This window comes from Halobacillus sp. B23F22_1 (assembly GCF_043497005.1).
Taxonomy (GTDB): Bacteria; Bacillota; Bacilli; order Bacillales; family Halobacillaceae; genus Halobacillus_A.
Map to the genome: position 1 here is coordinate 176,772 of NZ_JBIEKE010000004.1, position 14,354 is coordinate 191,125.

The window sequence follows — 14,354 nt, forward strand, 5'->3', positions numbered from 1 at the left end:
TTAGCATTTAACCAATTTGTATAACTCTCCTGTTCCTCGCCGTTTTACATTTTCAAGAGTATGACGTCATTTACTTCTGCCAGTTTCACTCGATTAAAATAAAACTTTTTCGGGGAATGAGCGTTCCCTTTTCTATGGTGATATAGTCTACCTCTAAACGGACATATTTCCTTTTCAGGTATACGGAAATACTGAATTCCATCCTTTTTTCGTCCACTTTTTATTAACAGCGTAAGGAAATTTTTTATATCGATGAAATCCCACCCTTAGTCCATAATCAGCATATCACTCTCATCGAATTCCCACATTTCCCCATAAGCCACTTCCCAATAACAGCCGTCAGGATCCGTGAAATAGCCGCTGTATCCACCCCAGAACACTTTTTCCAGATGCTTTACAATTCGAGCCCCAGCCGCTTCTGCCTTCCTCATTATGTCGTCGACTTCCTTTTCAGATTTGGCATTATAAGCCAATGTGATTCCAGAGAATCCGCTTAGCTGCGGAGGCTGCTGCTCATCAATATCCTTTGCGAGCTCATCTAATGGGTATAAAGCAAGCTTAGATCCAGGGGTATGAAAGAAAATAATTTCAGGGTTATCTTCCGTTTCGGAAGTAGAAAATCCAAGACGATCTCGGTAAAATGTAACCGATCGTTCCATATCCTTTACACCAAGAGTAATTAAATTCACTCTGTTCATCGGTTTCTCTCCTTTTTTCTTAAGTAATCATACAGCCCCATAGCACAAACCTCGACATCCAGCTGTATAACTTCGTATACTGGATGATCATCAGGGATTTGGAGCTCCCGTAAGTACGCATTCACTTTTTCATACAAGCGATTCTTCACGCCCTCTATTCCTTCTCCAGCTGCCAGAGCGTCTTCACCCGCTTCGATAAACTTTGGAATCCACTCCAACACCTGGTTAAATGCTGCTTCAGGCTCATCTGTTTTTCCAAAATGACCAAAATAGATATGATCGACTTTTAAATCTCTAAATCGTTGAATAGATTGCTTCATTTCTTCAGGATCAAACTGGTTCGGTGAAGTACTAGGAAGATAAAACGTCACTCCATGATCCATCGTTTGGTGATAGCGAATACCAGCTGTATCCCCTGTGAAAATGCCATTACTAACTGGATCGTAAATACCGAGATGATGATTAGCGTGCCCTGGAGTGTCAAAGAACTTCAGCGAACAATCAGAGCTGATTTCAAGAATATCCCCGTCCTCTTTTACAATAAGCTTTTCTTCCTCAATTGATAAAATTGGATCAAATAATCGGTCAAATGAATCCCCATACACAGCACGTGCTCCCTTTATTAAACGAGAAGGATCTGCTAGGTGGCGTTTCCCTTTTTTATGTACAATAACTTCGGCATCAGGGCACTCTTTAAGAAGAAGACCTGCTCCTCCCGCGTGATCCAGGTGGATATGCGTTAAGATCAAATAACGAACATCTTCAGGATCTAAACCTAAGTCCTTCAATCCTTCTACGATTCGCGGGACAGAAGGGCTGGGTCCTGTTTCCACAAGTGTTAAATTCTCCGCTTCTATCACATAGGTGCCTGTACGCCCAGGTATTCCTAAATCAAACCCGTCAATTAAATGAATCCGGTTACCAAGATTAACAGGATCTTTTTTCTTCAATCAGATCACCCCATTTAAATTCTTACTTCTAGTTTACTAAATATGGGATGGGAATGTAACGAATAATGTCACATAATTCTGATTTTGAATTTGTCACACTTATGGGCTGGGTGCGTATCATGATTTTGAGGAGTTGATGACTATGACAGAAAACCGAAATATGCATCCCCAATACCACCAGCAAATGAAGCCCACTCAACACCAATGTCAGAAATATAAATATTATCATGTAATGGGCACGATGGAAGACGGACAGTCCTTTGATGGCATCATCCTGGATGCTGACGATGAGAACGTCACCATGCTCATGAGTGAAGATGTAACGGTTGATGAGAACGGGAATGCAGAAGACGAAAGCAGGCAATTTTATGGCGGAGGATATGGAGGGGGATATGGAAGAAGAAGAGCTAGACGTTTCAGAAGAACGATCTTACCCCTAGCTGGTCTTACATCCTTGTTATTATATCCGTACTTTGCCCCTTATCCTTATTACCCGTATTATCCTTATTATTAATAGAGAGGGTCTATACCCTCTCTCAGCTTGTGGAGAAACCCCTGTTTCTCTTCAAGCTTTTTTCTTGTCGTCATGAGCAAAAGCCCCTTGAGGTCACTGATTAAGTCCTATCTAATCTTAAAGAACGTCACGAATCGCTTGTCGCTGGATGCTTGCCGCGGGCACGGCCTCAGCTAACTTGGTCAATAAGATCACTTGACCAAGTGGATCTTCGGCTCGCGCTGTCATCCGCGAACGCTCCTCGTGTCATCAAATGAGATCAATCTAAAACCCATCTATACGTTGTCTGGCTAAATCACTACTATGAAAACGAATCGTTAAACTTATGTAGGAATAGAAGGTACAAAACTCTTAATAGTTAGAAGAAAAGCGTCCTGTGTGGAAATTAAATTCCACACAGGACGCTTTTTTAATTCTATTTCATCGACCTTTAGTTTTTCAGTAGCCTCGGCTCACTCGTTCTTCCGCAGGAGTGAAGGGGGACTAACTCCTTGGAATTTCTTTAAGATAGAAATAGACTCTCCTTCACCTGGCTCACACCCTGGCTAGATGGAGGACAGCCTTTTTCATGTTCTGGCAGGCAGCCGTCAACAGCGCCTGTTCATTCACTTTCTCTTTTCCACACAAACGTCAGTTCTTTTACATCTGCAGAGCTCCGCTCAAACTTCTTTTTTCATACGATAAATCCATAAAATAAAAGAAATCAGAAAAAATCAGGCTGACGAAGATTTTCTCAACAGCCTGAAACGGCCTCCGAGGAGGCCGTTTTTTATATATGATCACCGTGCTCCAATTTTGAAAGGTGTTCCCTCAAATCCACAAGCTTCACTCTCCAATGACGTCCAATTTTAAAACCAGGTATTTTTCCATTTTGAACAAGCTTGTATGTCGTCATTTCACTAATCTGCAAATAGTCAGCGACTTGAGAGATTGTTAAAATTTCACGCTCTTCCTCCAACTAAATCTTCCTTTAACGTATTAGACTTACTGCTAGTTTAAATGGTAACTAGACGGATAACAACTCACTGGGTAAAAATATTTTCAACTCTTTTGTAAGCGTTACCTTTGTTTAAATAACAATATCTACTCTATTAAACGTCACTGAATCAATTTATAAAGGCATTGCATTCCACTGTATTTTCTTATAATCTATTATAGTCTGTTATAACAAATTATAAATTACTCTATTTATTAACGCTTTATTCAATCGTTATTTAAAATAGATAATAAGAGTGAGTAAAGCATTTGGAGGGGTAACATGCAGCGAGAAATAATGACGGTAGCCCAAGTGGCGGAATACTTACAGTTAAGTGAAATGACAACTTATAAATTAGTCCAAAAAGGTACGATCCCAGCTTTTAAGATCGGCAGCCACTGGCGTGTGAAGAAAGACGATTTACATGCCTGTATCGAACGATTGAAAAACGGAGAGCGATTATAAATTTTTAATTGTAAATAAAACTTGATTGCTGTGAAAGTCAGCAATCTAAAAATATAATAAAGAAAGAGGTTTGCAATGTTTACATCATCATTAAAAGAACAATGGTTCGGTAATGTAAAAGGAGATATTTTAGCAGGAATTGTAGTAGCATTAGCATTAATTCCAGAAGCAATCGCCTTTTCCATTATCGCAGGCGTAGACCCTATGGTCGGCTTATACGCTTCCTTTTGTATCTCTGTCGTCATTGCTTTTGTAGGCGGACGTCCAGGAATGATTTCTGCCGCAACAGGCGCAATGGCACTTGTTATGATTACGCTCGTTGCAGAGCATGGCTTAGAATACATGCTCGCAGCAACTATACTAACAGGGATATTCCAAATTATATTTGGCGTATTCAAGCTTGCTCGCTTTATGAAGTTTATTCCTAGATCTGTTATGGTTGGATTTGTGAATGCATTAGCTATCTTAATCTTCACCTCTCAACTGCAGCACTTTGTGAACGAATCCTGGATTATTTATGTCCTAGTCGGACTTACACTAGCTATTATTTATTTATTTCCGTTACTAACAAAATCGGTACCTTCACCGCTTGTCGCTATTGTAGTGGTTTCTTTTATAGCCATTTACATGAATGCAGGGGTGCGTAATGTAGGGGACATGGGGAACCTCAGCCAAACTTTGCCGTTATTTGCATTACCTAATATTCCGTTAAATATGGAGACTTTTATGATCATTTTGCCTTACGCCCTTGCCTTAACGATTGTAGGACTGCTGGAATCTCTTCTAACTGCATCCATCGTTGATGACATGACAGACACTGAGAGTAACAAGGATCAGGAAAGTCGTGGACAAGGGATATCAAACATTGTCGCCGGATTCTTCGGGGGAATGGCAGGCTGTGCCATGATTGGACAGTCTGTCATCAATGTAAAATCAGGCGGAAGAGGCCGTTTATCTGCTTTAGTTGCCGGTGTATTTTTAATGTTTCTCATTATTGCTCTAGGGAATGTTGTCGTACAAATCCCTATGGCTGCACTAGCAGGAGTAATGATTATGGTTTCCATTGGTACGTTTGATTGGAGCTCGCTGCGTAACCTCCACCTTGTTCCAAAAACCGATGCCGCTGTGATGGTGGTTACAGTAGCTACTGTCGTTTATACACATAACTTAGCGTATGGCGTATTAGCAGGAGTAGTCTTAAGCATGGTTTTCTTCGCTGTAAAGATTTCCAAAGTACGTGTTTTACCACTCTATGTAAACGAAGGAAGCAAAAAAATATATTATGTACAAGGACAGTTATTCTTTGCCTCTGTTACCGATTTTGTTTCTTCTATTAACTTCAAAGATAATGTAGATATAGTGGAAATTGACCTCACCCAGTCACACCTTTGGGATGATTCAGCAATAGGCGCCCTTGATAACATTGAAGCTAAGTTTGAACAACGAGGGATACAGGTTCACTTTAAAGGGTTAAATGGCGAGAGCAATCGATTGCTAAACCGTTTAGGCGGTGTTTCTAAAGGAGCCGGTCACTAAAAAATAAAAAAGGAGTTCGCGTATGTTTACTAATATTCTACTTGCTACGGACGGTTCAGCTCACTCTAAGCGTGCAATTGAACAATCCATCCAAATGGTCTCACCCTATAAAGAGCAAGTTACCTTAGAACTTGTGTACGCTGTCGATGGAGACACTTCTAAAGAAGATATTCTTAAGCATGGAGACTCCAGTACGGCAACATTGAAAAGAAAAGAAAAATTCTATGAAGTTATTCAAGAGATTGAAGCTTCAGGGATAAAATCTGATATTACTATATTACACGGAGAACCAGCCGAAGCGATAATTGAATATGCGAATGACCGAAGCTACGATTGTGTAGTGGTAGGCAGTCGGGGACGCAATAAGCTGCAGACCTTAATATTAGGCAGCGTCAGTCATAAGTTAATGAAATATATTAAAGCCCCCGTTATGGTTGTTAAATAATGCAAGTGTCTGGGCGCTGCATGTCGCTCTATTTAATAAATATCTACAGTTTGCCTAGACCATTAAAAAGCCATCGCCTTATGTATTACTGTCGCTTCTTTTGCTAATAAATTGAGAAACACCTTGTATGGTATAATAGTTTAAATAAATCAAATACAAAAAGCGGTGACTTTTTATGCTGGAAGATACAGGAGAGCGCGTGATTCCTAAAGAGATGGACCCAATGAATGGGCTTCTCCTTGAACATATTGCCCGTTACCACTTCTCTGAACCCTACGTAGAGGGCAGAGTTCTCGACATTGCTTGCGGGGTTGGTTATGGAGCAGCTCACCTTGCAAAAAAGAAAAAAAAGCACATCAGTGAATTTCTCGGAGTAGACATTTGTGAACAAACAATTCAATACGCTATCCATAATTATTATCATCCTCTTCTTTCTCTGCAGGTTGGAGATATCATGGATGAGAGGTGGGTAAGAAGCGTCGGGCAATTTGATACAATTGTCAGCTTTGAAACGATTGAACACGTTCCCAGCGTTCAGACATTTATGAATCATATCTATAACCTTTTAGCCCCTGGCGGCACCTTGGTTCTCTCTACGCCCTTCGGTCAAGGGATGGATCATCCGAGCGGTTCCCCTTTTCATTATTTTCAAATGACTGAAGAAGAATTTAAAGGATTGTTTAATGATTTTTCTAAAGTAGAACTTTTTTATCAAAACGGAGTAACAATAGAACCTCCTCGTGAAGGTCTTTATTACCCACTAGGTGTGGCCGTTTGCAGGAAGTAAGGCCTCTCTTGTGGTAAAAAAGGATCAACGATGGTATGATGGAGATAAGAAAAACATAAAATAAAAAGGTCGCAGCTGCCACTGCGACCCGCAGATAATGATTCCCCAGGGGATCAGCTATTCGTTGAGAATAGACCTCACCCAATCAACTTGCAGGTTAATAGGGAGGTCTATTTTTTATTGATCAATTCAATGATCAAAGCGAGTAAAGCAATGAGCAGCGTACCAAATGAAAACAGCACCATCATAACCTCATACACGCTAATAGGCATCACCCCCTTCTATCGTGGGGTTAGCCGACCACCCTAAAAGAACATTATCTATTATTAATTGTACCATAGAATAAAGATAGATCCCACCACAAAACAGAACATATGTTCCTGATTAATGTAATTACATAGAAATAATCAAAAAACTCTTGCATTAGTTTGTGAAGTGTTGCACAATATAATTGTGAAGTAATTCACATTATACTTTTCCACCTAAAATTAGGAGTGAGTACTATGAACATGAATAAAAAAGAAAAAGTAAACCGAGTTGTTTTGATTGGTGCAGGATTAGTCGGAAGCAGCTATGCTTTTGCCCTAATCAACCAGGCCGTAACGGAAGAATTGGTTATTATTGATTTGGACAAAGAAAAAGCAATCGGTGATGCAATGGACTTAAATCATGGGAAAGCTTTCGCTCCTTCTTCAACAAATACATGGTATGGAGAGTACAAAGACTGCGAAGATGCTGATATTGTTTGTATTTGTGCAGGAGCTAATCAAAAACCTGGGGAAACACGCCTTGACCTAGTCGAGAAGACCATGAAAATTTTTAAAACTATTGTAGATCATGTTATGGAGAACAAGTTCGATGGAATTTTCTTAATTGCAACAAACCCTGTTGATATTTTAACACATGCTACTCAAGTATTTAGCGGACTTCCTAAAGAAAGAGTTATTGGAAGCGGCACAACATTAGATACGGCACGCTTCCGCTTCATGTTAAGCGATTACTTTAACGTAGCCACACAAAACGTTCACGCTTATATCATTGGTGAGCATGGGGATACCGAGCTTCCAGTTTGGAGTCACGCTACCATTGGCGGGGTCCCCGTAACTAAATATATAAAAACGAACGATTCCTACACCACGGAAGATCTTGAGCATTTATTTGAAGATGTGCGAGATGCCGCTTATCAAATCATTCAGAAAAAAGGGGCCACCCATTATGGTATCGCAATGAGTCTGGTTCGTATTACAAAAGCTATTCTTGGTAATGAGAACAGTATTTTGACAGTAAGTACGTATCTTGATGGAGAATATGGAGAAAAAGACGTATATGTTGGTGTTCCTACCGTCGTCAATCGCCGAGGTGTGGAGAAAGTTCTTGAAATGGAACTCTCTGATGTAGAACAACAGCAATTACGTCATAGTGTAAAAACATTAAAAGAGACAATGAATCCAGCCCTTGAAAAAATAACACAATAAATTAAGAGACTGGGACATTACTGCATAAAGCATAAAAATAATCCGAACGATTCTCGAGAAATCGGTTCGGATTATTTAAGTTAATGAAACTCCACACCACCGCTCCGTCATGCGAGTATTCGTTTTTTGACATCATTGCTTTACTTATCGCCCAGTCTCTTTTCATAACGAAAAATCACTATTTTATAATTAAATCCACTTTTTCTCTCTCATATAGAATAAAGCTAATAATAGTACAATATTAGCTGCATTTTCTTTGTTCTTCAAGTTGAAAGAAAAAGTAGGCTCTTGTATAGATTCTTCGATTTCTACAGGTACTTCTAAGCTTTCAAATGCAGGCTCTGTACTTACTTCCGTTATTTCTTCGGTACCTTGTTCCTCAACGATCACATCTTCGTTTAAAGAAACTGGCATTTGCTCAGACCTTTCCACTTGCAGCCATACTTGACGAATATCAGAAACAACTCGATCCCAAGTATAATGTTTTTCTGCCAGGGAGCGCCCATACCTTCCCATCTCCTCCCGTTTCTCTGGATGAGAAAGCAAATAGGACAAATGCTTCACAAATTCATCTGTACTTTCAGGATCCTCTACAATTAACCCATTTTTATGCGACTCCATTACTTCCGTATTTCCACCGCGATTTGTCGTAACAATTGGAATAGCTGCAGCCATAGCTTCATAGTGAACTCGAGCTAAAGGTTCCTGCCATCTAGAAGTACAAACAAAAATATCAGAAGCTGCGAACCATTCTTGGATTTTATCAGCGGACACATACCCTGTTTGAATGACAGGAATCGGCAGACGCTCAGCGAGGGCGCGAACATATGCAATATAGTCAGTTATTGAGTTATCACTAAACCATTTACTTCCCATAATGACGAGCGCAATATCATCATGCTTTTTGGCTAACTCGGGAATCGCTCGAACTAAAACATCAATTCCCTTATTTGGAGAAAGCCTTCCAGCGTATAATATAACTTTCTTAGAAGATAACCCATTTTCTTCTCTTATTTTATTCCTCATCTGGCGGGCGCTGCTGGAATATGAGGGAGCGAACCGTTCTAAATCTACACCAGAATAAATGGTCTGCAGCTTAGGCGCTGCCTCCGGATAGAAGCCTTTTATCGTCTCGCCTATATAGTTACTAATGGTAATAATCTTATCTACCTTTTGAACCGCTTGAGCCCCTTCTTCCCGGTCAATTTTTTCAGGTTTAAACATGTCATTGTGCATGCTTAGTACAATCTTAGCATCTGGGGCCAACTCTCTAACACCACTCACTAAACGCGGCCTGTTAAAGATGTGAATAAGATCATATACTTCGTCTGTAGATTGTAGGAAATGAAGGACGTGCTCCCGGTAGACCTCTAAAAGCCCGCCTTCTACACGGACGTAACGAAGGCCATCTCTCGTCTCTTCTGCCGGTAGTTCTTCATCACTTCTACATAAAATGGTAATATCGTGCTCTTTTTTCAGGACAGGAACTGCCCCATCAATATAGGTTTGAATAGCACCTCCGCGGATCGCAGGTACAGGGAGCTTTTCTGTACAAATGATTAATACCTTCATATTGAAACACCTCCATTTCGATCATTAGCTAATTCTTCTAAAACGACCCATTTTTGTTCCTCCAGCTTAATAATAGACTGGACCTCTAACTCAAGTTCCTCATTTAAAAATTCAGCAGGCGAGTAAACCATATACTTTATATTTTTATAAAAGAGGTTTGGCAGGGATAAATCGATTAACAGCATTTCGTAAACTTCATCTGTAATAGGAAGGGATTCTTCATAGGCGGCAAGCATTTCCCTGATCCAATGAATATCCCATTCTCCATTCGCGTGCATTCGGTCAATTATCAGTTTACGTAAGTCACGAATCGTAATATCATAAGAAACCCCATCCAAGTCAATAATCCACATACCATCGTCAGCCATCTGAGCGTTGGACCAGCCATAATCCTGGTGAACTAGCCCAGCCACCTCGTTTCCTTTAGCGACAATTTCTTCATACCTTGAATTTTCTAACCGTTGACGCCCTTCTCGAACCTGTTCCTGAAACATGTCAAGCACAGAGAGTATAGTAGAGCTTGCAGGCATCTCACTATAAGCATGAACGATATCCCTGAACCAATCCATCTTCTTCTCCATACGTTCATATGTTCTTGGCCATCGATGAAGCCTGGATACTACTTCAGCATCTTCAGGAGGGACGTACCCTTTCGTTAACCTGTGAAACTCTCCCAAAGCCGTACACAGCTCCTTTGTTCCTTCTAAATCCTGTGGGAGCTGATGAAGTGATTCGATCCAATCGGCAACAAACCATAATTTCCCGCCCATTTTCACGTATTTCTCGCCATCCTTCGTAGGAATAATAGCGGGAACTCTCATCTTCTGCTCATGCACTAAATATTCTTGTGCCCCCAGACTGAACTTACTATGCGTCGGCCTCCGGTGTAATAGCTTTAGACTAAAAGGACCTTTATCTGTGTCAATCCTCCAGATAGCCCCTCCTTTTTCGTCTTTCGTAGCCATAACCGTCATTCCATGAGTGTTAAAGTCATAATACTTGAGAACCTCTCGGCCGATGTCTTCAATATATTCAGGTACATACAACTCTTCTAATTCTTCTAGTCCTTCTTCATCCAGCCATGGTTTAATCATGATTTCATCCTTCATTTTTTCACCTCCATAGTATACCTATTTTATTCACTTCCTCGTATTTTGTTTGGGAAGTTGAATCAATGAATTTTTTTCTTACTCCTTTGGAATTTGCCGTTACTTATTTAAGGATTTTAAATACAGTAGTAATAGAACGGTTCGTTATGTTAAGAGGAGAATCTGTTATGAAAATTTTAATTATTGGGATGGGGTATGTAGGAACAACTACTGGAGCGGTCTTCGCTCATCAAGGTCATAAAGTCACAGGGTTGGATATAGATCAAATGAAGATAGCATTATTAAATAAAGGAAAACTATACTTTCACGAGCCGGGCTTGCAAGAAATGCTGTCTTCTCAAATTAAAAAAAATAACCTTTCTTTTACTTGCGATCCAGAAACAGCTGTAAAAGATCATGACATCATTTTTATCACTGTAGGAACTCCTTCTTTAGAAAATGGAAAAGCCGATTTATCCTACATTAGACAGGCAGCGGAAATGATCGGACGATATAAAAACAAAGAGAAATTAGTTGTTGTAAAAAGCACGGTTCCTATCGGCACAACGGATGAGATGGAGAAGTGGATTTATGAATACAGTAATAATGAAGCTTCTGTTCATACTGCTATGAATCCAGAGTTCTTAAGAGAAGGAAGCGCATTAAATGACGCTCTTCATCCGAGTCGTATTGTACTTGGAAGCGAAAGCTCTGAAGCCCTCGTGAAACTAAAGGAATTATATAAAAATTCCACTGCTCCGATTTTAACTACTTCCACAAAGGCTGCCGAAATAATTAAGTACGCCTCGAATGGTTTTTTAGCAACGAAGATTTCTTTTATTAATGAAATCGCAAGGTTGTGTGACACCGTAGGCGTGTCAATTAAAGACGTTGCAGAAGGGATGGGATTAGATGAGCGCATTGGAGCTCCCTTTTTGCAAGCAGGACTCGGTTATGGAGGATCCTGCTTTCCGAAAGATGTGAAAGAATTATTATCAACTGCTGACTCTTTAGGAAATCCATTATCCATTTTACGAGAGGTCGAAAAGATAAACCGTACTCAACCTTCATATTTTGTAAATAAAGTGAAACGAACTCACCCTCTGTTAAAGGACAAAAAAGTCACTTTATTCGGATTATCCTTTAAGCCGCATACAGATGACATTCGTGAATCTGTTTCATTCGCCGTCATCAATCAACTAGTCGCAGAAGGCGCAAAAGTATATGTCCATGACCCTGCAGTGACTTTATCCACCGATTGGATAAGGAAAGGTGTTACTCAATGCTGGGACCCTTATGTGGCTGTGAAAGAAGCTGACCTCCTTCTTATATGTACTGACTGGCCACAATACGCTGACTTAAATTGGGTGAAAGTAAAGGAACGAATGAACGGTTCCTATTTATTTGATGGGAGAAACATGTTGGATAAAGAAAAAATCAAACAATTAGGGTTCTATTATGAAGGAATAGGCAACGCATAAACACGAGAAAGGAGGATTTTATGAAAGGCCTCATTTTAGCAGCAGGTAATGGCACGAGACTTCGTCCGCTCTCAAATACAAAACCAAAACCTTTGCTCCCTGTAGCGAACAAACCTGTCATTAATTATGGTATAGAAATGTTATATGAATTAGGGATTCGGGAAATCGGCATTGTCATACAGCCTGATCATAAGGAAGTATTTAAACAACATCTTACAAAAAATAAAAATATTCGATTTCATTACATCTATCAGAAGAAACAGCGAGGAATAGCCCATGCTGTAAAGCAAGCTGAAAGATTTATCGGAACTGACTCATTTGTACTTCTTCTCGGGGATAATTTAATAAACGAGTCCCTGGAGCCCTTAAAAGAAGCATGTAAAAAGAAAAACACGCATGGGACCGTCATGGTAACAAAAGTGGCAAGACCCGAAGATTACGGAATCGCTGAAATATTAGAAGGTCGAATTACAAACGTAGAAGAAAAACCACTCCATCCAAAGTCGAATCTCGCTATTATCGGGGTGTACCTTTTTAAACCGACCATTTTTAAAGCTATTCATGCCCTTGCCCCTTCAGCACGAGGAGAGTATGAAATTACAGATGCGATCCAGTGGTTAATTGATCATAAATATAAAGTAAACTATGTGAAAGCAGAACGGCCAACGTTTGACGTAGGAACAATGGAAAGATGGTTAGAAGCTAATCAATGGATGTTAGCACAAGACCCTGACCTGAAGAACCATAATAAAGTCAAGAATTCAACTATTATTCCACCCGTAAAAATCGGAAAACAATGCAACATTAAAAATTCGGTGATCGGACCTCATGTTTCAGTTGAATCGGGTACGACTATTAAAAACTGCTGCATTAAGAATAGTATTATTCTAAGAGATTCTATCTTTAAGAACATACCTTATGAAATTGTAGATAGTATATTCGGAGAAAAAACAAAGTTCATTACGGAAGATGTGGAAGATCCCTCCATTCACGGAATGTTTGGAGATGACTCCTCATTCATTTTCTCCAACTTTTCTCCTAAGAAGAAAGACAACTAATTCAAAAGCTATGAATACCCATGAGGGTTCATAGCTTTTCCCTATGAACTCTATGACTTACATATGCATACATTACGGTTAAGGTATCACGATTGCACGTGAGAGGTGACAAGATGATTTTACTAACAGGTGCAGCTGGTTTTATTGGTGCACACGTAGCTAAACGGCTGCTTCAAGAAGGCAAGGATGTTCTTGGAATTGATAACCTAAACACGTATTACGACCTTCAATTAAAGAAAGATCGTTTGATGTGGCTACAAGATGAAAACTTTATATTTAAACAAGTCGACCGATCAAACCATGATGAATTAGTAGAACTTTTTAAAAAACATCAGCCTTCTTTCGTTATTGACCTCGCTGCCCAAGCCGGCGTACGATACAGTCTTGAGAATCCCCAGGCTTACATTGACTCAAATATAACAGGTTTCTTAAATATACTAGAAGCTTGCCGTCATCAACACGTGGAACAACTCATTTACGCTTCTTCCAGTTCTGTGTACGGAGCTAACACAAAAATGCCATTCTCTGTGCAAGATCATGTGGATCATCCTGTAAGCTTGTATGCAGCGACGAAGAAGGCAAACGAACTAATGGCCCATACGTACAGCCACCTATACAATTTGCCTACGACAGGGCTTCGTTTCTTTACCGTGTATGGCCCATGGGGACGTCCAGATATGGCTTTATTTACGTTTACAAAAGCTATTATAGAAGGTAAACCTATTCATGTTTACAACCAGGGGGAGATGGAAAGAGACTTCACTTATATCGATGACATTGTCGAAGGCATCATTCGATTAACCCGAAAAAAGCCTATACCCGATCCAAATTGGAGAGGAGATGCTCCTGATCCCAGCAGAGGCGCTGCCCCCTACCGCATCTATAACATGGGGAATAGTAAACCTGTGAAGCTGCTTGACTTTATTACAGCCATTGAAAATAAGCTTGGGATCAAAGCTCAAAAACAGTTTCTTCCTATGCAAAAAGGGGATGTCATCGCTACTTATGCAAATGTCGATGAACTCACACGTGAGATAGGATATCAGCCGAGGACTTCGATCGAAGAGGGTGTCGGAAAGTTTGTTGATTGGTATAAAGCGTATTACGGAATTTAAAAAATGCCGGCTGGAGCTAAACTGAATAAGGCATAAAACTAATCCGAGTAATCCAGTAAAAACCAGCTCGGATTATTTATTTTAAATAGAATTTGACTACGCTAATGACTTGGCTTTATATGCCATTCGAATGATTGGCATCTAAGCACCAATAGCAAAAAGCCAGAAGCGGGAATCCGCTTCTGGCTCAATTT

Annotated in this window: 15 protein-coding genes; 9 read left to right on the forward strand and 6 right to left on the reverse strand. The window is 40.0% G+C overall.

The genetic code is table 11. The features are described from left to right. Positions 1-266 precede the first annotated feature (266 nt). Together ACGTNH_RS19865 and ACGTNH_RS19870 are read right to left on the reverse strand one after the other, a co-directional pair. Complete coding sequence (locus ACGTNH_RS19865) at positions 267-698, reverse strand: VOC family protein (protein ID WP_394588777.1); 432 nt, start codon at positions 696-698, stop codon at positions 267-269. Continuing rightward, the gene (locus ACGTNH_RS19870) at positions 695-1,648 is read right to left on the reverse strand and encodes an MBL fold metallo-hydrolase (protein WP_394588778.1); all 954 of its coding nucleotides are present in this window, start codon (positions 1,646-1,648) and stop codon (positions 695-697) included. The genes ACGTNH_RS19865 and ACGTNH_RS19870 overlap by 4 nt, the downstream gene beginning before the upstream one ends. Positions 1,649-1,790: 142 nt before the next feature. On the opposite strand from ACGTNH_RS19870, the gene ACGTNH_RS19875 reads away from it, so the two are divergent. Next, positions 1,791-2,162 (forward strand): hypothetical protein, encoded by a 372-nt coding sequence (locus ACGTNH_RS19875; protein WP_394588779.1) that lies wholly within the window; start codon positions 1,791-1,793, stop codon positions 2,160-2,162. A gap of 769 nt (positions 2,163-2,931) precedes the next feature. On the opposite strand, the gene ACGTNH_RS19880 is transcribed toward ACGTNH_RS19875, so the two are convergent. Beyond that, the gene (locus ACGTNH_RS19880) at positions 2,932-3,120 is read right to left on the reverse strand and encodes a helix-turn-helix domain-containing protein (protein WP_394588780.1); all 189 of its coding nucleotides are present in this window, start codon (positions 3,118-3,120) and stop codon (positions 2,932-2,934) included. A gap of 300 nt (positions 3,121-3,420) precedes the next feature. Here ACGTNH_RS19880 and ACGTNH_RS19885 point away from each other — a divergent pair, with 300 nt between their 5' ends. The 4 genes from ACGTNH_RS19885 (at position 3,421) to ACGTNH_RS19900 (ending at position 6,371) form a co-directional block, all read left to right on the forward strand. After that, on the forward strand, positions 3,421-3,603 hold the full coding sequence (locus ACGTNH_RS19885; RefSeq protein ID WP_394588781.1) for a helix-turn-helix domain-containing protein: 183 nt from the start codon (positions 3,421-3,423) through the stop codon (positions 3,601-3,603). 75 nt (positions 3,604-3,678) lie between these two features. Further along, a complete protein-coding gene (locus ACGTNH_RS19890; protein WP_394588782.1) occupies positions 3,679-5,139 on the forward strand; it encodes a SulP family inorganic anion transporter in 1,461 nt (486 codons plus the stop codon). Positions 5,140-5,161: 22 nt separating this feature from the next. Next, positions 5,162-5,584: a universal stress protein gene (locus ACGTNH_RS19895; RefSeq protein WP_394588783.1), complete on the forward strand. Its 423-nt coding sequence runs from the start codon at positions 5,162-5,164 to the stop codon at positions 5,582-5,584. A gap of 175 nt (positions 5,585-5,759) precedes the next feature. Further along, positions 5,760-6,371 carry a class I SAM-dependent methyltransferase gene (locus ACGTNH_RS19900; RefSeq protein WP_394588784.1) on the forward strand — a complete coding sequence of 204 codons (612 nt, stop codon included), beginning with the start codon at positions 5,760-5,762 and terminating at the stop codon, positions 6,369-6,371. 170 nt (positions 6,372-6,541) lie between these two features. Here ACGTNH_RS19900 and ACGTNH_RS19905 read toward each other — a convergent pair whose 3' ends face one another. Then, positions 6,542-6,643 carry a putative holin-like toxin gene (locus ACGTNH_RS19905; RefSeq protein WP_229735425.1) on the reverse strand — a complete coding sequence of 34 codons (102 nt, stop codon included), beginning with the start codon at positions 6,641-6,643 and terminating at the stop codon, positions 6,542-6,544. A 237-nt stretch (positions 6,644-6,880) separates the two neighbouring features. On the opposite strand from ACGTNH_RS19905, the gene ACGTNH_RS19910 reads away from it, so the two are divergent. Continuing rightward, positions 6,881-7,846, forward strand: coding sequence for an L-lactate dehydrogenase (locus tag ACGTNH_RS19910; protein ID WP_394588816.1), 966 nt, complete (start codon positions 6,881-6,883; stop codon positions 7,844-7,846). Between the two features lie 189 nt (positions 7,847-8,035). Here ACGTNH_RS19910 and ACGTNH_RS19915 read toward each other — a convergent pair whose 3' ends face one another. Beyond that, a complete protein-coding gene (locus ACGTNH_RS19915) occupies positions 8,036-9,418 on the reverse strand; it encodes a glycosyltransferase family 4 protein (RefSeq protein WP_394588785.1) in 1,383 nt (460 codons plus the stop codon). Continuing rightward, positions 9,415-10,527, reverse strand: a complete 1,113-nt coding sequence (locus ACGTNH_RS19920; RefSeq protein WP_394588786.1) for a CotS family spore coat protein — start codon at positions 10,525-10,527, stop codon at positions 9,415-9,417. The genes ACGTNH_RS19915 and ACGTNH_RS19920 overlap by 4 nt, the downstream gene beginning before the upstream one ends. Positions 10,528-10,694: 167 nt before the next feature. Here ACGTNH_RS19920 and ACGTNH_RS19925 point away from each other — a divergent pair, with 167 nt between their 5' ends. From ACGTNH_RS19925 to ACGTNH_RS19935, 3 genes are all read left to right on the forward strand, one after another. Then, a complete protein-coding gene (locus ACGTNH_RS19925; RefSeq protein ID WP_394588787.1) occupies positions 10,695-11,987 on the forward strand; it encodes a UDP-glucose dehydrogenase family protein in 1,293 nt (430 codons plus the stop codon). Positions 11,988-12,007: 20 nt separating this feature from the next. Beyond that, the gene (locus ACGTNH_RS19930) at positions 12,008-13,045 is read left to right on the forward strand and encodes a glucose-1-phosphate thymidylyltransferase (RefSeq protein WP_394588789.1); all 1,038 of its coding nucleotides are present in this window, start codon (positions 12,008-12,010) and stop codon (positions 13,043-13,045) included. A 113-nt stretch (positions 13,046-13,158) separates the two neighbouring features. Next, positions 13,159-14,160: an NAD-dependent epimerase gene (locus ACGTNH_RS19935; protein WP_394588793.1), complete on the forward strand. Its 1,002-nt coding sequence runs from the start codon at positions 13,159-13,161 to the stop codon at positions 14,158-14,160. Positions 14,161-14,354: the final 194 nt, after the last annotated feature.